Consider the following 17,551-nt stretch of genomic DNA (forward strand, 5'->3'; position numbering starts at 1 on the left):
TGCCGGCCATCCCGCCGCTGATCCCCTTTCCCGAATCTCTGGCAATATATGCATTGTCACAGTCGGACCCGCGCCCACCCTCATGCACCTGCTCCAGGCCATTCGAGATGCGTTCCTTCTGCTCTTGTCGGGCGATCCTTCGCTATGGCAAATCATCTGGGTGTCACTCAAGACTTCCTTCGTTGCGCTGATCCTCGCCACACCGCCCGCCGTCGTCGCCGGCTACCTGATCGCGACCCATTCCTTTTCCGGCAGACGCATTCTCATCTGGCTGACCCAGGCCTCGCTGTCGCTGCCGACGGTGCTGATCGGCCTGCTGCTGTATCTCGTGCTGTCGCGGCAGGGGCCGCTGGGCGGGCTGCATTGGCTGTTTTCGCAATCGGGCATCATCGCCGGACAGATACTGATCGTGCTGCCGGTCCTGACCGCGTTTGCATTGGCGGCGGTGCAGGCAGCCGATCTGCGGCTCGCCGAAACGGCGATCACGCTCGGCGCATCACGCTGGCGCGTGATGCGCACCGTGCTGCATGAAGTGCGCTTCGGCGTGATGGCGGCGGTGATCAGCGGCTTCGGCCGCGTCATTTCCGAAGTGGGATGCGCCATCATGGTCGGCGGAAATATCGCCGGCGAGACACGCACCATGACGACGGCGATCGCCTTGCAGACCAGCAAGGGAGAATTCGCGCAGGGCATTGCCTTGGGCATCGTGCTGGTCGCCATCGCGCTCCTGATCAATGCGATGCTGGTGATGGTGCAAGGCGATCCGCGCGCGGCGAGGGGCATCTCGTGACGACAACGACGCCGCTGCTGACCCTGCGCCACCTGCGCAAAAGCTACGGCGAACGGCCGCTGTTCGACATCGAGGCGCTCACCATCTGCGCAGCCAGCGCATACGTATTGACCGGCCTGAACGGCGCCGGAAAGAGCACGCTGCTGCGCATACTCGCCGGGCTGGAAACGGCCGAGGTCGAGGCGGCGCATTTCCTCGACCAGCCGGTGCGGCTGACGCCCTATCCGCGCGCGATGCGCGAAGCGGTGGTGTATGTGCACCAGCATCCGATCATGTTCTCGACCAGCGTGGCGGACAACATTGCATACGGCTTGAGCGCGCGCGGGATGACGAAGGCGGAGATCGTGCGCCGCACGGAAGGAGCGATGGAATGGGCCGGCGTGACGCACCTGCGCGACAGCAGGCCCCTGACCCTGTCGGGCGGCGAAAAGCAGCGCGTCGCGCTGGCGCGCGCGAAGGTGCTGGAGCCGAAGCTGCTGCTGCTGGACGAGCCGACCTCCAGCCTCGACGGCGAGGCGCGCGAACAGGTGATCGGCCTGATCCCGACCCTGCTCGAATCGGGCAGCAGCATCATCATGGCCTGTCATGACCGCGACCTGATCGCGCTGCCCGGCGTGCAGCGGCTGAAGCTGCGCGACGGACGCCTGCAGGCGCGCCAGAACCGGATGCGCCTGGCCTGAACGACATCGATTGATTCAACCACCAAGAGGAGACCTACATGCAACACGCAAGTAACCGAAGCATTTTGTCCCGCCTTTTTGCCGTAGCCGTCGCCCTGCTGCTGTGTACCTCGTCCGCCTTCGCGCAACAGGTGCTGCGCCTGTCCACCACCACCAGCACCGAGAACTCCGGCCTGCTGACCTTTCTCCTGCCGGAATTCGAGGCGCAATCAAAACTGAAAGTGCAGGTCATCTCTGTCGGTACCGGCAAGGCGCTCGAACTGGCGAAGAATGGCGACGTCGATGTGACACTGGTGCACGCCCGTCCGTCCGAGGACAAGTTCGTGGCCGAAGGCCACGGCGTGAACCGGCGCGACGTGATGTACAACGACTTCATCATCGTCGGCCCGGCCAGCGATCCGGCCGGCATCAAGGGCATGAAGAGCGCGCTGGATGCCATGAAGAAGATCGTCGATGCGAAGGCGCGCTTCATCTCGCGCGGCGACAATTCCGGCACCGACCAGATGGAGCAGGCGTACTGGAAGGAAATCGGCGCCAAGCCGACCGGCAGCGCCTATGTCTCGGCCGGCCTCGGCATGGGGGAAGTGTTGACGATGGCGGCGGAACTGCAGGCCTACACGCTGACCGACCGCGCCACCTATATCGCCTACCGCGCCAAGACCGGACTGGCGATTGCGATCGAGGGCGACCCGAAGATGTTCAATCCCTACGGCATCATCGCGGTCAGCCCGGCCAAGTACAAGGACATCAACTACAAGGGCGCGATGCAGCTGATTGAGTGGCTCACCTCGGACGCGGGCCAGAAGAAGATCGCCGCGTTCAAGGTCGATGGCCAGCAGCTGTTCTTTCCCTCAGCCGGCGGCGTGCCGCGCTGACACGGACGACTGCCAACTTCCGCTCAACTCAATTCTTTTTCTCGCCGGTGCTGTCCGGCACCGAATGGCTGTTCGGCTGCCCCGGCAACGGCATTGCCGTCTTTTCCTGTTCCTGGCTCAGGGTGGATGGGCTGGCTTGGGTCGGGTTGTTCGAATCTCCGCTTTTTGGTGCACCGGAAGCTTCCGGCTTGATCTGCGCATCCGATGGCGGCATCGCACTCGGCGGCGCGGCTACTGATGGCGGTGCCGCGGCTGAACCGGAATCCGCCGCTGCCGGCTTGGGTGGGTCACTTGCCTTTTGACATGCACCCAACATCAATGCGCACAACAGGGAAGCCAGATACAGACCTGATTTGCTTTTCATGGATACCTCGCGAAAAGGGGACCTATATCCGTTTTGACATCTGTGCGCAAAGCCGGTTCGCGTGGGTTTTCCTTATCAGGAACATTTATTGCATCAGACATTTCCACAAGGAAATTTCATTCTGCAAATAGTTGTTTTGCCGCTATGATTGAAAAAACAATAATTACATTTATACATATCGCATTTCCGCATATGCAAACGGTCCATCACATTTTCTGGCAAGTCGGGGGAGATCATGAAGTTCAGCAATTTGAGAATCGGTCAGCGTCTGTCCATCGGGTTCGGTCTGGTAATCCTGCTGATGCTGGCGGTAACCGCCATCGGCGTCACGCAGATCAGCAAGATCAACGGCGACATCGAGGACATGGTGCGCGACTTCTATCCCAAGACCGTGATGGTCAACACCATCAAGGGTGCGCTGAACGATACCTCGCGCAGCATGCGCAACGTGCTGTTCGTCAATACCGCGGCTGAAGTCGATGCCGAACTGGCCGCGATCGAGAAATCCGGCAAACTCGTCGCCGATACCTTCACCCGCTTTGAAAAAACCGAGCGTTCCGCAGAAGAAAACCTGCTGATCAAGAACGTCATCGAGGCGCGCGAGAAATACACGCCGATGCTGGCGAGTTACCTGAAACTGATCAGGGACGGCCAGACCGAGCAGGCGCGCGACCTCGCGCTGCCGGAGATCACGCCGGTCCAGCAGAAGTATTTCGATGCGCTCGACAAGCTGATCGAGTTCGAGGGCGGCTTGATGGAAAAGGCCGGCAAGCAGGCCGAATCGGTCGCGGGCAATGCACGTCTGCTGATGCTTGCGCTGGCATCGATCGCCGGCGTGCTGGCGGTGCTGGTCGGCCTGCTGGTCACGCGCAGCATCGCGCGGCCACTGACCTCTGCGGTCGGCATCGCCAAGCGTGTCGCCGGCGGCGACCTGACCGCTCGCGTCGAAGTCACCTCGCAGGATGAAACCGGCCAGCTGCTGCAGGCGCTCAAGGACATGAACGACAGCCTGGAAGAAACCGTCAGCCAGGTGCGCGCCGGCACCGACACCATCACCCAGGCATCGCAGGAAATCGCCGCCGGCAATGCCAACCTGTCGTCGCGCACCGAGACGCAGGCCAGCGCGCTGCAGGAAACCGCATCCTCGATGGAACAGCTGACCAGCACCGTGCGGCAGAACGCGGAAAACGCGCAGCAAGCCAACCAGCTCGTGATCAAGGCCTCCGATCACGCGACCAGGGGCGGCGCAGTCGTCGGCCAGGTGGTCGATACGATGGGTTCGATCAAGGAAAGCTCGCGCCGCATCGTCGACATCATCGGCGTGATCGACGGCATCGCATTCCAGACCAACATCCTCGCGCTGAATGCGGCAGTCGAAGCGGCCCGCGCCGGCGAACAGGGGCGCGGCTTTGCCGTCGTCGCGGCGGAAGTGCGCAGCCTCGCGCAGCGCTCCGCCGGTGCTGCCAAGGAAATCAAGACGTTGATCAACGATTCCGTGGAAAAGGTCGATGCCGGCGGCAAGCTGGTCGATGAAGCCGGCAAGACCATGGGCGAGATCGTCACCTCGGTCACGCACGTGGCCGACATCATGCGCGAGATCACGGCCGCCGGCGAGGAACAAAGCACAGGCATCGAGGAAATCAATCACGCCATCACCAAGATGGATGAAATGACGCAGCAGAACGCGGCGCTGGTCGAACAGGCGGCGGCAGCAGCCGACAGCATGCGCGTCCAGGCCGGCAGCCTCGCGCAGTCGGTGGCGGTGTTCAAGTTGAAGCACGGGGCCGTGCCGGCCGTCATCACGCCCCGCCCTGTTGCGGTATCGGCTGCGCCAGCAGCCAAGCGCGCTGCGCCACCGAAATCCACCACGCCCGCCGTGGCCGACCGCAAGTCGACCGCCATCGCAAGGGATGGCGGCGACTGGGAAGAGTTCTGATTTTCCTGAATGCCATTCCCTGTGCACGCAGGGAATGGCAGAATGTTGCTTTCTTTTAAGCAACTCCCTCACCTGCCTGCAAGTCATGCCGGACAGTCAAGCCGGCGCAGCGGGGAAGCGAGCTTCCATCCATGGGATTTCTGTACGGTCTGGCCGTTGCGCTCATCTGGGGCGCGCAACCTGTCGTCGCGAGTTTCGGCTATCGCGCCTCGCTGACTGCCTTCGATCTGACCATGCTGCGCTTCGCGGCGAGCGGCCTGTTGATGCTGCCACTGTTTTTCAGGCGCGGCGCGTGGAACGCATGCGGCATCGGCTGGCCGCGTGCGCTCGTACTGATCCTGCTGGCCGGACCGCTGTACAACATGGCGCTGATCGGCGGCCTGACGTGGGCGCCGGCGACGCACAGTTCGCTGATCTATCCCGCCTTCACGCCGCTGTTCACCGCCATTCTCGCGCGCGTCATGCTGGACGGAAACGATCGCCTGCCCATGCTCGGGCTGGGCATGCTGATCGTCGGCGTGCTGTCGATCAAGCTGGGGGCGGTGCTGCAACCGAGCGGCAATGCGCATCCGGATGCATGGCGCGGCGATCTGCTGTTCATGGGCGCTGCGCTGATGTGGTCGCTGTACACCGTGCTGATGCGGCGCTGGAATACCGAGCCGCTCGCGGTCGTCAGCCTGGTGCAGGTCGGCAGCCTGCTGTATGTGCCGGTCTATCTGTTGATGCACGGCACCGCGGTATTTCAACTCGACCCGACGGCCATCACGATCCAGGTCCTGTATCAGGGCATCCTGGTCAGTGTGATATCGGTCCTGCTGTTCAATCTCGCGGTGCGCCAGCTCGGTGCGAAGGCGTCGATGTTCACCGCGCTGATGCCGATCGTCGGCGTGAGCCTCGCGGTGCTGCTCCTGGGCGAGCCGCTGACGCTGTCGCTCGTCGGCGGCACATTGTTCATCGTCAGCGGACTGTTCCTGTCGCTCAGGAAGAAGTGATTCTTGTTGCGTCGTCTTGTCGCGACGCGCGCTTGTGATTTCACCTGCCGACGATCCTGTTGGAACGTTTCTAATTCCGCGCGTGCGACAGGTTGAAGCTTTCCACGTCTTCCATGGTGCTGAGTTCGCGCGCCAGCTCACTGAGCGGTGCGCCGCTCAACTTGTCGAACGCGACGGCGACGAAATGCCATTCTGCCTTGCCGTTCTGCACTGAAATCGAGATCGAGCCGTTGGCGATTTCATAGCCGCGCGCGAATGCGGCTTGGCGCAGCCGCGCCTCATCCGGTTCGAAGCCCGCCTTGAAGCGCAATACGATCACGATTGCCTGGCGCGACGGCAGCCAGTGGGTCACCTTCGGCACCCAGATCATGCATACGGCGGACATGAGCGCAAGCAGCATCGCCGACAGGAAAAATCCGATGCCGACCAGCACGCCGATCACCGACGCCACCCAGATCGATGCCGCCGTGGTCAGCCCGCTGATGTTCAGGCCCTCCTTCATGATCACGCCGGCACCGAGGAAGCCGATGCCGGTCACGATGCCCTGGATGATGCGGGTCGGATCGGCACCCAGTCCGGCCACCACCTGACCGCCATACCAGTAGCCCGGGTAGCCGGCGATCACCGTCAGTGCCGCCGACGCCATGCAGACCAGACCGTAGGTGCGCATGCCCGCCGCGCGACCGCGATAGGAACGCTCGTAGCCGACCAGCAGGCCCAGCAGCAGCGCGCCGAACAGGCTGAAGAAGACGATGAGGTTGGTGGCGATGACGGGGCCGGACCAGAACGCGGCGAGCGACTCCCAGGTGGGCAGATCGGCGGTGAGTTTTTCCATCAATGAGGTTCAAATGGTTTGTGCATGGACTGCTCGGCAGACTGGCGCTCACGCGCGAAAATTGCGCAGTCCCTCAAGGTCGAGAATGTGGATGCCGCCGTAATCGACCTTCAGCAATCCTTCCTTCTCCAGCACCTGCAGGGCCTGATTGGCGCGCTGGCGCGATGCGCCGGACAGGTAGCCGACCTCTTCCTGCGAGATCTGCAGCAGCTTGTCGGTGCCGGGATACAGATGCGGATTGAACAGTTGCGCCAGGCAGCGCGCAACGCGGGTATCGACATCCAGCAGTCGGTCGAATTCGACCATGCCGATGAACTGGCCGAGGCGCTCGTTGAGCTGCATCAGCAGAAAGCGGGAAAACGGCAGGCTGCTGTCAAGCAGCCACATGAAGGTATGGCGCGGCATGCGCGCAATGCGACTGTCGCGCAGCGCGGTCACGTCGTACTTGCGGCATTCGTTCTTGAGCAGCGTGCCTTCGCCGATCCAGCCGCCGGCCGGCACGCCGGCGAAAGTGACGGATTTTCCTTCCGGCGAGAAGTTGTTGATCTTGATCAAGCCGTCGACCACGCCGATCCAGCTGTCGACCATCTCGCCCTTGCGGCACACGAATCCACCCTTGGGCACGAATTGCTCGACCGTGTCGGCTTCCACCCGCGCCATCTGCTCGGCGGTGAGCTGTCTGGCCCAGATCGTCTGGCGCAACAATTCCTTGAACAGCGGCTTGTTTGATGTCATTGTGCGCGCGTCAGCCCCTTTGCATGCTAGTGTCCTGAATTCGAAATTCGCTGCATAAAAGATGACGAGAATCGCACCGATACCGCGTCAAAAATGCTCGCAAGGCCTCGGCCTTGCTGCGCTTTTTTCCTTGTCTCGTCGCGATTTCATCACTTTTATTTGCAACGAATTTCCAACTCAGGACACTAGGCCTTATTCACCTATTCGCATGCAGGAAAAATAGAGGTAAATTGTCAGTCAAATGACAGCATGTGCAAGAACTGCTGTCTACTATTCTGAGAAAAAGAACTACGGAGACATTGTAAGCGCATCTCGCAGCCGTCGATACAGACGGCGCAATATTGCCCTGCAACCCTTGAATCGGGATCAAGGGCCCCGCGTCTCTCCAAAAGATTCTGCTGCTGGTTTTTTTACTGGTTGAACGCCTGTTAAAGAAAGAGTGGGACGATGGCGGACGAGACACGAGACGCAGCGGCGCAGACCTTTCCGCGCATCCTGCTGCAGCACGCGCAGGCCAGGCCGGACAAACCGGCTTTCCGCGAAAAGGATCTGGGCATCTGGCAAACCTGGAGCTGGGCGCAGGTCGCCGACGAGGTGCGCGCGCTGGCCTGCGGTCTGGCCGCGATGGGTTTCAAGCGCGGCATGAACCTTGCCATCATCGGCGACAACCGGCCGCGCCTGTACTGGGCGATGGCGGCAGCGCAATGTCTGGGCGGCGTGCCGGTGCCGCTGTACCAGGATGCGCCGGCGGCCGACATGGCGTATGTGCTGGACGACGCCGAAATCGATTTTGCCGTGGTGGAAGACCAGGAGCAGGTCGACAAGCTGTTCGAGATCAAGCAGTCGCTCGCGCGCATTTCCCATATCGTGTACGACGACGAGCGCGGCATGCGGCATTACGCGCAGCCGGAACTCAATTCGTATGAGCAAGTACAGCAACTCGGGCGCGAGTTCGACAAGGCCAATCCCGATTTCTTCATGCACGAAGTCAATGCCGGCAAGGGCAGCGATGTCTCCATCATGCTCTACACCTCGGGCACCACCGGCAAGCCGAAAGGCGTGTGCCAGACACATGCGGCAATGATCGCGGCCGGCATCGGCGGCGTCGGTTTCGACAAACTGACGGCGGACGACGACATCCTGTCCTACCTGCCAATGGCGTGGGTCGGCGATCACCTGTTTTCCTTTGCGCAAGCAATGGTGGCGGGCTTCACCGTCAACTGCCCGGAATCGGGCGACACGGTGATGACCGACCTGCGTGAAATCGGCCCGACCTATTACTTCGCGCCGCCGCGCATCTTCGAGAACATGCTGACCACGGTGATGATCCGCATGGAAGACGCGAGCGCGCTCAAGCGCAAGCTGTTCCGGCATTACATGGACGTCGCGCGCCGTGTCGGCTCCGACATTCTCGACGGCAAGCCGGTCGGCCTGATGGACCGCATCCAGTATGGTCTGGGCAAGCTGCTGGTCTACGGCCCGCTGAAGAATGTGCTGGGCCTGTCTCGCGTGCGGGTCGCCTACACGGCAGGCGCGGCCATCGGCCCCGACCTGTTCCGCTTCTACCGCTCGATCGGCGTCAACCTGAAGCAGCTGTACGGCTCGACCGAAACCTGCGCCTATGTCTGCCTGCAACCCGACGGCAACATCAAGTTCGACAGCGTCGGCCTGCCCGCGCCGGGCGTTGAAGTGGCGCTTGCCGACAACGGCGAAGTGCTGGTCAAGTCGCCCGCCATGCTCAAGGAGTATTACAAGCGGCCGGATGCAACGGCGGAAGTGATCGACGCCAACGGCTACTTCCACACCGGCGACGCCGGCATCTTCGACAGCGAAGGCCATCTGCGCATCATCGATCGCGCAGCCGACGTCGGGCGCATGTCGAGCGGCGACATGTTTGCGCCGAACTACATCGAGAACAAGCTGAAGTTCTTCCCCTTCATCAAGGAAGCGGTCGCCTTCGGCAGCGAGCGCGACCGCGTGTGCGCCTTCATCAACATCGACATGGAAGCGGTCGGCAACTGGGCCGAGCGGCGCGGCATCGCCTACGCCGGCTACACCGACCTGGCGGCCAAGAAGGAAACCTACGATCTGATCGCCGAATGCATCGAAAAGGTGAACGCGGACCTCGCCGGCGAGGCACTGATGAGCGGCACGCAGATCCATCGCTTCCTCGTGCTGCACAAGGAGCTGGACCCGGACGACGACGAACTGACGCGCACGCGCAAGGTGCGGCGCCGCTTCATCGCCGACAAGTACCACGCCCTGATCGATGCGCTGTATTCCGGCAAGACCTCGCAGTACATCGAGACGCAGGTGAAGTTCGAGGATGGACGGCAAGGCATGGTGGCAGCCGACCTGCGCATTCTTGACGTGAAAACATTTGCCTCGGTGAAGCAGGCCGCCTGATCGACCAGGACACAAGATGACCATGACCAGCACCCGCAAGATCGGCGACGTGATCCTCGACTTGCAGAACATCTCGCTCGCGTTCGGCGGCGTGAAGGCACTGACCGACATTTCCTTCGACGTGCGCAAGCACGAAATCCGCGCCATCATCGGCCCGAACGGCGCAGGCAAGAGCTCGATGCTGAACGTGATCAACGGCGTGTACCGCCCGCAGCAGGGCAAGATCACCTATCGCGGCGAGCACCGCAAGGACATGGACACCTACGCCGCGGCCAAGAGCGGCATCGCGCGCACCTTCCAGAACATCGCGCTGTTCAAGGGCATGTCGGTGCTCGACAACATCATGACCGGCCGCAATCTCAAGATGAAATGCAACTTCCTGCTGCAGGCGCTGTACTGGGGCCCGGCACAGAAGGAGGAAATCGAACACCGCAAGAAGGTCGAGCAGATCATCGACTTCCTTGAAATCCAGCACATCCGCAAGACGCCGGTCAGCCGCCTGCCCTACGGCTTGCAGAAGCGCGTGGAACTGGGCCGTGCACTCGCGGCGGAGCCGGAAATCCTGCTGCTCGACGAGCCGATGGCCGGCATGAACGTCGAGGAAAAACAGGACATGTGCCGCTTCATCCTCGACGTCAACGACCAGTTCGGCACCACCATCGTGCTGATCGAACACGACATGGGCGTGGTGATGGATATCTCGGATCGGGTGGTGGTGCTGGACTACGGCAAGAAGATCGGGGATGGCACCCCGGACGAGGTGCGCGGGAATCAGGATGTGATCAATGCGTATCTAGGGGTGGCGCATTGAGGTTGTTGGCAGCGGCTGAGAGATTCCTCGCTGCGCTCGGAATGACAGGCCGCGGTGAATTTTCAAGAATGCAAATGATTGACGTTGCAAGCCAAGCGCGAACCGGTAGTGCCGGGAGCTTTGGCAGTTCCGCTGTGACGCTGCCGAAAAGTTGACTGGCAAAGTGGAAAAAGAAGCGAAACATGTCTGAGCCCGCAGGGCGAGTTGGTTTCGCTTCCCACTTTGTCAGTCAACTTTTCGGGAACCCCGAAGGGGCAGCGGCTGTGCGGTCGCCTTCTTTTGGTTACTTTTCTTGGCGAGACAAGAAAAGTGACTGGCTGCTGGGCCACCCCCGGCTTGTCTCCACGAAGGAACAGCATTGTTATGCAATGAACGAGGCACATAGCAGCCGCACTGCAAAGACAGCGCAGCAACCTTAAAGCAGCTGACCAGGACCCACGCATGAACATCAGTTTCTTCTTCGAAGTACTCATCGGCGGCCTCCTCGCAGGCGTCATGTACGCCCTCGTCGCCCTCGGCTTTGTCCTCATCTACAAAGCCTCCGGCGTCTTCAACTTCGCCCAGGGCGCGATGGTCTTCTTCGCCGCATTGACCTGCGTCGGCATCTCCACCAAATTCAACGTGTCCTTGTGGATCGCGATCCCCCTGACGATGGCCGTGATGGTCCTGCTCGGCCTCGCCACCGAAAGAATCGTCTTGCGCCCGCTGGTCAACCAGCCCGAGATCACGCTTTTCATGGCCACCATCGGCCTCACCTTCTTCATCGAAGGCCTGGCGCAACTGATGTGGGGCTCGCAAGTGCACCAACTCGACATCGGCATCGAGGACGTGCCGATCCAGTCCCTGCTGGACAACTTCAATATTTCGATTTCACAGTTCGACGTCACCGCCGCCGTGATCTGCGCGGCACTGGTCACGGGCCTCGCACTCTTTTTCTCCAAAACCAAGATCGGCCGTGCGCTGCGCGCCGTGGCCGACGACCATCAGGCGGCGCTGGCGGTCGGCATTCCGCTGCAGCAGATCTGGGGCATCGTGTGGGCGGTGGCCGGCTTCGTCGCGCTGGTGGCCGGGCTGCTGTGGGGGGCGCGCAACGGCGTGCAGTTCGCGCTGACCTTCGTCGCATTGAAGGCATTACCGGTGCTGATCCTCGGCGGCTTCACCTCGGTGCCGGGCGCGATCGTCGGCGGCCTGATCATCGGCGCGTCGGAGAAACTGGCGGAGGTGTATATCGGACCGATGGTGGGCGGCGGCATCGAGGGCTGGTTCCCGTACGTGCTGGCGCTGCTGTTTTTGCTGGTGCGGCCGGAAGGCTTGTTTGGCGAGAGGATCATTCGGCGGATTTAAGAATGTTGGCGATTCCGGCGAAAGGTGTAGCAGGGGATTCGGGCAGCATGCTGCCCGCCTGCGGAACGGTTTGCGCCTGCAGGCGCAAACGCGCCGTGCAAGGGGGAACCCGGTGTCGTTTATTCATGCGTCAGAAGTTCAGGTGGTGATCGCGTCAGGATCTCCTTCCCCTTCAAGGGGAAGGGTGCAGCAGGGAATTCGGACGACATGTCGTCCGCCTGCGGAACGATCTGCGTCTGCAGACGCAGATGCGCCCTGCAAGGGGGATGGGGATGGGTTCGAGCAGTCGTGTTCCACCCATCCCCACCCTAGCCCTCCCCTTGAAGGGGAGGGAATCAATACCTGCAAACGTATGACAGGCAAATTGCAACACTTCAGGAAGGCAAAACATGTTCTACCGTGAAGCAGGCCAGTTCAAGACAACGTATCAAGCCGACAGCCAGATCCTGCCGATCCGCCAGGATCGCATCGGCATCGCGACGCTGCTCGCCTTCGCCTTCCTGGTGGTGCCGCTCATCGCGTCGCCCTACGCCTTTTCCGCGATCCTGATTCCCTTCCTGATCTTTGCGCTGGCCGCGCTCGGGCTCAACATCCTGACCGGCTATGCAGGGCAATTGTCATTGGGGACGGCGGCCTTCATGGCGGTCGGCGCGTTCGCCGCCTACAACTTCATCCTGCGCGTGCCCGGCATTCCGGTGCTGGTCGCCTTCATTCTCGGCGGGTTATGCGCGGCGGCGGTCGGCATCGTGTTCGGCCTGCCCTCGCTGCGCATCCGCGGCTTCTATCTGGCGGCGGCGACGCTGGCGACGCAGTTCTTCGTGGTGTGGTGCCTGACCAAGATCCGCTGGTTCACCAACTACAGTTCCTCCGGCGTGATCACCGCGCAGAAGATCACGATCTTCGGTTACAGCTTCGACACGCCGGCCAGCAAGTATCTGCTGACGCTCGGCATCGTCTGCGTGATGGCGGTGCTGGCGAAGAACATGATCCGCAGCAACGTCGGTCGCTCGTGGATGGCGGTGCGCGACATGGATGTGGCGGCGGAGGTGATCGGCTTTCGCCCGATGCGCACCAAGCTGCTGGCGTTCGCGGTCAGTTCCTTCTATTGCGGCGTGGCCGGCGCGCTGTATGCGTATGCCTATCTCGGCACGGTGGAACCGGAAGCGTACAGCCTCGATCTGTCGTTCCGCATCTTGTTCATGATCATCATCGGCGGCGTCGGTTCGATCCTCGGCTCCTTCCTCGGTGCCGCCTTCATCGTGCTGCTGCCGATCTGGCTGAACATGTTCGCGCATGCGCTGGGGCTGCCGACCTCGGTTGCGTCGAATCTGGAATTGATGGTGTTCGGCGCGCTGATCATTTTCTTCCTGATCGTCGAGCCGCACGGACTGGCGCGGCTGTGGCAGATCGCGAAGGAGAAGCTGCGGCTGTGGCCGTTCCCGTATTGAATCCGCAATGGATGTCATCGTTGTCACTGCTGTCTTATAACAAGGAGGAGCACCATGAAATTGATCAAATCCGCCCTGCTGGGCGCAGCCTTGCTCGGCGCGGTCAGCGCCGCCTCGGCGCAGGAGCAATTCGTCCCCGTCCTGTCCTATCGCGTCGGTCCCTATGCCGCAGGCGGCTCCGGCTTCTTCGGCGGCGCGATCGACTACATGAATCTGGTCAACGCGAGCGGCGGCATCAACGGCGTGAAGCTGACCTGGGAAGAATGCGAAACCGAGTACAACGCCTCGCGCGGCGTCGAATGCTACGAGCGCCTGAAGAGCAAGAACGGCGGCGCGTCGCTGGTCGAGCCGCTGGCCACAGGCATCGCCTACGGCATCCTGGATCGCGTGGCGACCGACAAGATTCCGATGACGACGCTCGGCTACGGCCGCTCCGACGCCGCCAACGGCAAGGTCTTCCCCTATGTCTTCCCGCTGATCACCAGCTACTGGAACCAGGCGGCAGCGATGGTGAAATACCTCGGCGACAAGAGCGGCGGCATGGACAAGCTGAAGGGCAAGAAGATCGTGCACCTGTATCACGACTCCGCCTTCGGCAAGGAGCCGATGCCGGTGCTGGACGCGCAGGCCGCGCAGTACGGTTTCGAACTGATCAAGATTCCGGTCGCGCATCCGGGCAACGAGCAGCAATCGCAATGGCTGCAGATCCGCCAGGCCAAGCCGGATTACGTGATCCTGTGGGGCTGGGGCGTGATGAACGCGGTGGCGATCAAGACCGCGCAGCGCAACGGCTTCCCGCGCGAGAAAATCCTCGGCGTCTGGTGGGCCGGCTCGGAAGAAGACACGATCCCCGCAGGCGACGCCGCCAAGGGCTACACCACGATGACCTTCAACACGCCGGGCAACTATCCGGTGCTGGATGAGATTCGCAAGAAGGTCTACGAGGCCGGCAAGGGCAACCTCGACGACAAGACACGCATCGGCTCGGTGTACCACATGCGCGGCGTGACGGCGGGCATTCTGTGGACCGAAGCGATTCGCAAGGCACAGGAAAAATACGGCAAGGGCAAGGTCATGACGGGCGAACAGATCCGCTGGGGCTTCGAGAACCTGAACGTGGATGAGGCAAGGCAGAAGGCGCTCGGCGTACTCGGCATGTTCCCGCCGGTCAAGACTTCCTGCGACGATCACGAAGGTTCCGGCGCGGTGAAGGTGCAGCAATGGAACGGCACGAAATGGGTCGCGATCACGCCGAACTGGGTGGTCGGCGACAAGGCGCTGACGCGCAAGCTGCTGGAGGAATCGTCGGCCAAGTATGCGGCGGAGAAGAACATCAAGCCGGCTTGCGCGAGCGGGGCTTGAAGTCACATTGGGTCGGAAAGTTCGCGAATCGCGAAATGCGCATTGATTCCCGGACTGCAAATTAACCCGCGACCTGCGCCTTTCCCCTCGCAGGGGGAAGGCCGGGATGGGGGTAGAGTCCCCGAACGAGCGTTAGCGCAAATTCGAGCACTCCACCCCCACCCTCTCCCTGCAAGGGAGGGGGAGGTCGCCTCTGCACACCTTCAACCATGAACATGAGCACCGCTCCCGCAAACAACAGCACCGCCGCCCCCTACCTCGCCGTCAACAATATCGAGGTCATCTACGACCACGTGATCCTCGTGTTGAAAGGCGTGTCGCTGCAAGTCCCGCAAGGCAAGATCGTCGCCCTGCTGGGCGCCAACGGCGCGGGCAAATCGACCACGCTGAAGTCGATCTCCACCCTCCTGCGCGGCGAGCGCGGCGACGTCACCAAGGGCAGCGTCGAGTTCAAGGGTGAACGCATCGACCAGCTGACGCCGAACGAACTGGTCAGGCGCGGCCTGTCGCAGGTGATGGAAGGACGGCACTGCTTCGGCCATCTGACCATCGAGGAAAACCTGCTGACCGGTGCCTACACGCGCCGGATTTCGCGCGCGGAACTGAAGGATTCGCTCGACATGGTGTATCACTACTTTCCACGCCTGAAGCAGCGCCGCGGCTCGCAGGCCGGCTACACCTCCGGCGGCGAGCAGCAGATGTGCGCGATCGGCCGCGCGCTGATGGCCAAGCCGTCGATGATCCTGCTGGACGAGCCGTCGATGGGCCTCGCGCCGCAGATCGTCGAGGAGATTTTCGAAATCGTGAAGGATTTGAACGGCAAGGAAAACGTGTCCTTCCTGCTGGCGGAACAGAACACGATGGTGGCGCTGCGCTATGCGGATTTCGGCTACATCCTGGAGAACGGGCGCGTGGTGATGGAAGGCGACGCGCAGGAACTGGCAAGCAACGAGGATGTGAAGGAGTTCTATCTCGGCGTTTCCGGTGCGGCGCGCAAGAGTTTCCGCGACATGAAGTTCTATCGACGCCGCAAGCGCTGGCTGGCGTGAGGAATGTGCGGCGGGTGGGACCCGCCCTACCGCCCGTGGAATGTAGGGCGGGTCCCACCCGCCAAGCACATGGAAGGCATAGCGTGCGCCACGCGCCCCGCCTTGCGGCATTGCATGAAAACGGCGACGTGCATGGCGCACCTTGGCACTGCGTTTGACAAACACATGGCGGGTCGCGACCTGCCCTACCGACATGAATTACGCGAAGCTCATCACGTATTGCAAGACACTCCCGCACGCTAGCTGGGAACGCAAGTGGGGCAGCACGCTGATCTTCATGGTGGAACGAAAGATGTTCGCGCTCTTCATTCTCAATGCGAACGACAAACCGATCGATCTCTGGTGCAAGGTGGATGACGACCTGTTCCTGTCCTACACCGAGCAGCCGGGCATCCGACCCGCGCCCTATCTGGCGCGCGCCAAATGGATCGGCATGGAATCCGGTGCGATGAGCGATGCGATGGCAAAGGAAGTGCTGGGCCGTGCGCGTGAAATCGTTTTCTCGAAATTACCCAAGCGCACGCAAGCCGCCTTGCGCGCCCAATCAAGATAGGTCCGGCATGCCAGATTATCTCGACTCACTCGAAACCCGCGATCCCGAGCAGCGCGAACGCGATCTGATGCAGCGCCTGCCGCAACTGGTGGCGCACGCGCAAGTCGCGCCGGGCTGGTCGCGCCTGCTCGCCGGCGTCGATGCCGCGGACGTCCGCAGCCGCGCGGCGCTGGCGCAGTTGCCGGTCACGCGCAAGTCGGACCTGCACGCACTGCAGCAGGAAGACCCGCCCTTCGGCGGCCTCACCGCGACCCCGGTGCAGCAGCTGCGGCGGCTGTTCATGTCGCCGGGGCCGATCTTCGATCCCGAGGGGCGCGGCGAGGACTGGTGGCGCTTTGCGCGGCCGATGGCGGCGATCGGGCTGCGCGCCGGCCACATCGTGCAGAACTGCTTTTCCTATCACTTCACGCCCGCCGCCTTCATGGCCGAAGGCGGCGCGGCGAAAATCGGCTGCGCGGTGATCCCGGCCGGTATCGGCCAGACCGAGATGCAGGTGCAGGCGATGGCCGCGCTGAAACCGGATGCCTATGTCGGCACGCCGTCCTTCCTCAAGATCATCATCGAGAAGGCGCGCGAGATGGGCGCCGACATCGGCAGCGTGCAGCGCGCGCTGGTCGGCGCGGAGGCGCTGCCGCCCTCGCTGCGCACATGGCTGCAGGGCAACGGCGTGCCGCACGTGCTGCAGATGTACGGCTCGGCCGACGTCGGCAACATCGCCTACGAAACGCAGAGCGGCGGCGCGGTGAATCCCGGCATGGTGCTCGATGAAGAGCTGATCCTGGAAATCGTGCGGCCCGGCACCGGCGACCCGGTGGCCGAGGGCGAGGTCGGCGAGGTGGTCGTCACCTCCTTCAACCCCGATTACCCGCTGATCCGCTTCGGCACCGGCGACCTGTCGGCAGTGCTGGCCGGCGTTTCGCCGTGCGGCCGCACCAATGTCCGCATCAAGGGCTGGATGGGCCGCGCCGACCAGACCACCAAGGTGCGCGCGATGTTCGTGCATCCGTCGCAGGTGGCCGAAGTCGCCCGGCGCTACCCGGAAATCCTCAAGGCGCGCCTGATCGTCAGCGGCGAAATCGGCAAGGATGTGATGACCCTGCATTGCGAAGTGGACAGCGCCGCCCGCATCGACGAGAACGCCATCGTCGAGACGATCCGCGACGTGACCAAGCTGCGCGGCGGCGTGCAGTTGGTTGCGCGCGGCAGCCTGCCGAACGACGGCAAGGTCATCGAGGATGCGCGCAAGTACGATTAGCCGGAACCTGCGCCAGGATATCCATCCGTCATCCCGGCGCGCACCGGGACCGGAGTGAGGTGCGCCTCGTCCGGCCGGACCACTCTTTTTCCTCGCTAAAATTTACTCCAGAGCAA

16 protein-coding genes are annotated in these 17,551 nt (G+C 62.3%); 13 read left to right on the forward strand and 3 right to left on the reverse strand.

Annotated features, from left to right (window positions below; genetic code table 11):
• Positions 1 to 82 precede the first annotated feature (82 nt).
• Genes D3870_RS17010 through D3870_RS17020 form a run of 3 tightly spaced genes read left to right on the forward strand, consistent with a single transcriptional unit; the run spans position 83 to position 2,345 of the window.
• Positions 83 to 790 (forward strand): ABC transporter permease, encoded by a 708-nt coding sequence (locus tag D3870_RS17010; RefSeq protein WP_119740935.1) that lies wholly within the window; start codon positions 83 to 85, stop codon positions 788 to 790.
• Positions 787 to 1,470: an energy-coupling factor ABC transporter ATP-binding protein gene (locus tag D3870_RS17015; protein ID WP_119740937.1), complete on the forward strand. Its 684-nt coding sequence runs from the start codon at positions 787 to 789 to the stop codon at positions 1,468 to 1,470. The genes D3870_RS17010 and D3870_RS17015 overlap by 4 nt, the downstream gene beginning before the upstream one ends.
• Positions 1,471 to 1,508: 38 nt before the next feature.
• A complete protein-coding gene (locus tag D3870_RS17020; protein WP_119740939.1) occupies positions 1,509 to 2,345 on the forward strand; it encodes an ABC transporter substrate-binding protein in 837 nt (278 codons plus the stop codon).
• A 28-nt stretch (positions 2,346 to 2,373) separates the two neighbouring features.
• On the opposite strand, the gene D3870_RS22155 is transcribed toward D3870_RS17020, so the two are convergent.
• Positions 2,374 to 2,709, reverse strand: coding sequence for a hypothetical protein (locus tag D3870_RS22155; protein WP_147375817.1), 336 nt, complete (start codon positions 2,707 to 2,709; stop codon positions 2,374 to 2,376).
• 235 nt (positions 2,710 to 2,944) lie between these two features.
• Here D3870_RS22155 and D3870_RS23095 point away from each other — a divergent pair, with 235 nt between their 5' ends.
• Together D3870_RS23095 and D3870_RS17035 are read left to right on the forward strand one after the other, a co-directional pair.
• Entirely contained in the window at positions 2,945 to 4,645 is a 1,701-nt protein-coding gene (locus tag D3870_RS23095) for a methyl-accepting chemotaxis protein (RefSeq protein WP_119740942.1), read from the forward strand.
• A 131-nt stretch (positions 4,646 to 4,776) separates the two neighbouring features.
• Entirely contained in the window at positions 4,777 to 5,637 is an 861-nt protein-coding gene (locus D3870_RS17035; protein ID WP_119740944.1) for a DMT family transporter, read from the forward strand.
• A 70-nt stretch (positions 5,638 to 5,707) separates the two neighbouring features.
• On the opposite strand, the gene D3870_RS17040 is transcribed toward D3870_RS17035, so the two are convergent.
• On the reverse strand, positions 5,708 to 6,451 hold the full coding sequence (locus tag D3870_RS17040) for an MgtC/SapB family protein (protein WP_119742282.1): 744 nt from the start codon (positions 6,449 to 6,451) through the stop codon (positions 5,708 to 5,710).
• 69 nt (positions 6,452 to 6,520) lie between these two features.
• Complete coding sequence (locus D3870_RS17045; protein ID WP_119740946.1) at positions 6,521 to 7,207, reverse strand: Crp/Fnr family transcriptional regulator; 687 nt, start codon at positions 7,205 to 7,207, stop codon at positions 6,521 to 6,523.
• A gap of 447 nt (positions 7,208 to 7,654) precedes the next feature.
• Between D3870_RS17045 and D3870_RS17050 the strand changes: the two genes are divergently transcribed.
• From D3870_RS17050 to D3870_RS17085, 8 genes are all read left to right on the forward strand, one after another.
• Positions 7,655 to 9,613, forward strand: coding sequence for an AMP-dependent synthetase/ligase (locus D3870_RS17050; protein ID WP_119740948.1), 1,959 nt, complete (start codon positions 7,655 to 7,657; stop codon positions 9,611 to 9,613).
• A 16-nt stretch (positions 9,614 to 9,629) separates the two neighbouring features.
• Complete coding sequence (locus D3870_RS17055) at positions 9,630 to 10,424, forward strand: ABC transporter ATP-binding protein (RefSeq protein ID WP_119740950.1); 795 nt, start codon at positions 9,630 to 9,632, stop codon at positions 10,422 to 10,424.
• 447 nt (positions 10,425 to 10,871) lie between these two features.
• On the forward strand, positions 10,872 to 11,768 hold the full coding sequence (locus D3870_RS17060; protein ID WP_199710791.1) for a branched-chain amino acid ABC transporter permease: 897 nt from the start codon (positions 10,872 to 10,874) through the stop codon (positions 11,766 to 11,768).
• Between the two features lie 389 nt (positions 11,769 to 12,157).
• Positions 12,158 to 13,216, forward strand: a complete 1,059-nt coding sequence (locus D3870_RS17065) for a branched-chain amino acid ABC transporter permease (protein WP_119740954.1) — start codon at positions 12,158 to 12,160, stop codon at positions 13,214 to 13,216.
• A gap of 54 nt (positions 13,217 to 13,270) precedes the next feature.
• The gene (locus D3870_RS17070) at positions 13,271 to 14,578 is read left to right on the forward strand and encodes an ABC transporter substrate-binding protein (protein WP_119740956.1); all 1,308 of its coding nucleotides are present in this window, start codon (positions 13,271 to 13,273) and stop codon (positions 14,576 to 14,578) included.
• A 209-nt stretch (positions 14,579 to 14,787) separates the two neighbouring features.
• Positions 14,788 to 15,627: an ABC transporter ATP-binding protein gene (locus D3870_RS17075; RefSeq protein WP_422879657.1), complete on the forward strand. Its 840-nt coding sequence runs from the start codon at positions 14,788 to 14,790 to the stop codon at positions 15,625 to 15,627.
• Between the two features lie 154 nt (positions 15,628 to 15,781).
• The gene (locus D3870_RS17080; protein ID WP_199710688.1) at positions 15,782 to 16,180 is read left to right on the forward strand and encodes an MmcQ/YjbR family DNA-binding protein; all 399 of its coding nucleotides are present in this window, start codon (positions 15,782 to 15,784) and stop codon (positions 16,178 to 16,180) included.
• Positions 16,181 to 16,187: 7 nt separating this feature from the next.
• Positions 16,188 to 17,435: a phenylacetate--CoA ligase family protein gene (locus D3870_RS17085; protein ID WP_119740960.1), complete on the forward strand. Its 1,248-nt coding sequence runs from the start codon at positions 16,188 to 16,190 to the stop codon at positions 17,433 to 17,435.
• Positions 17,436 to 17,551: the final 116 nt, after the last annotated feature.

The sequence above is a fragment of the Noviherbaspirillum cavernae genome, from assembly GCF_003590875.1.
GTDB lineage: Bacteria > Pseudomonadota > Gammaproteobacteria > Burkholderiales > Burkholderiaceae_D > Noviherbaspirillum > Noviherbaspirillum cavernae.

Coding starts and splice junctions, on each gene's coding strand:
- D3870_RS17045 (WP_119740946.1), bottom strand. CDS start 7,207: ATGACATCAAACAAGCCGCTGTTCAAGGAATTGTTGCGCCAGACGATC.
- D3870_RS17035 (WP_119740944.1), top strand. CDS start 4,777: ATGGGATTTCTGTACGGTCTGGCCGTTGCGCTCATCTGGGGCGCGCAA.
- D3870_RS17020 (WP_119740939.1), top strand. CDS start 1,509: ATGCAACACGCAAGTAACCGAAGCATTTTGTCCCGCCTTTTTGCCGTA.
- D3870_RS17050 (WP_119740948.1), top strand. CDS start 7,655: ATGGCGGACGAGACACGAGACGCAGCGGCGCAGACCTTTCCGCGCATC.
- D3870_RS17070 (WP_119740956.1), top strand. CDS start 13,271: ATGAAATTGATCAAATCCGCCCTGCTGGGCGCAGCCTTGCTCGGCGCG.
- D3870_RS17055 (WP_119740950.1), top strand. CDS start 9,630: ATGACCATGACCAGCACCCGCAAGATCGGCGACGTGATCCTCGACTTG.
- D3870_RS22155 (WP_147375817.1), bottom strand. CDS start 2,709: ATGAAAAGCAAATCAGGTCTGTATCTGGCTTCCCTGTTGTGCGCATTG.
- D3870_RS17065 (WP_119740954.1), top strand. CDS start 12,158: ATGTTCTACCGTGAAGCAGGCCAGTTCAAGACAACGTATCAAGCCGAC.
- D3870_RS17085 (WP_119740960.1), top strand. CDS start 16,188: ATGCCAGATTATCTCGACTCACTCGAAACCCGCGATCCCGAGCAGCGC.
- D3870_RS17075 (WP_422879657.1), top strand. CDS start 14,788: ATGAACATGAGCACCGCTCCCGCAAACAACAGCACCGCCGCCCCCTAC.
- D3870_RS17010 (WP_119740935.1), top strand. CDS start 83: ATGCACCTGCTCCAGGCCATTCGAGATGCGTTCCTTCTGCTCTTGTCG.
- D3870_RS23095 (WP_119740942.1), top strand. CDS start 2,945: ATGAAGTTCAGCAATTTGAGAATCGGTCAGCGTCTGTCCATCGGGTTC.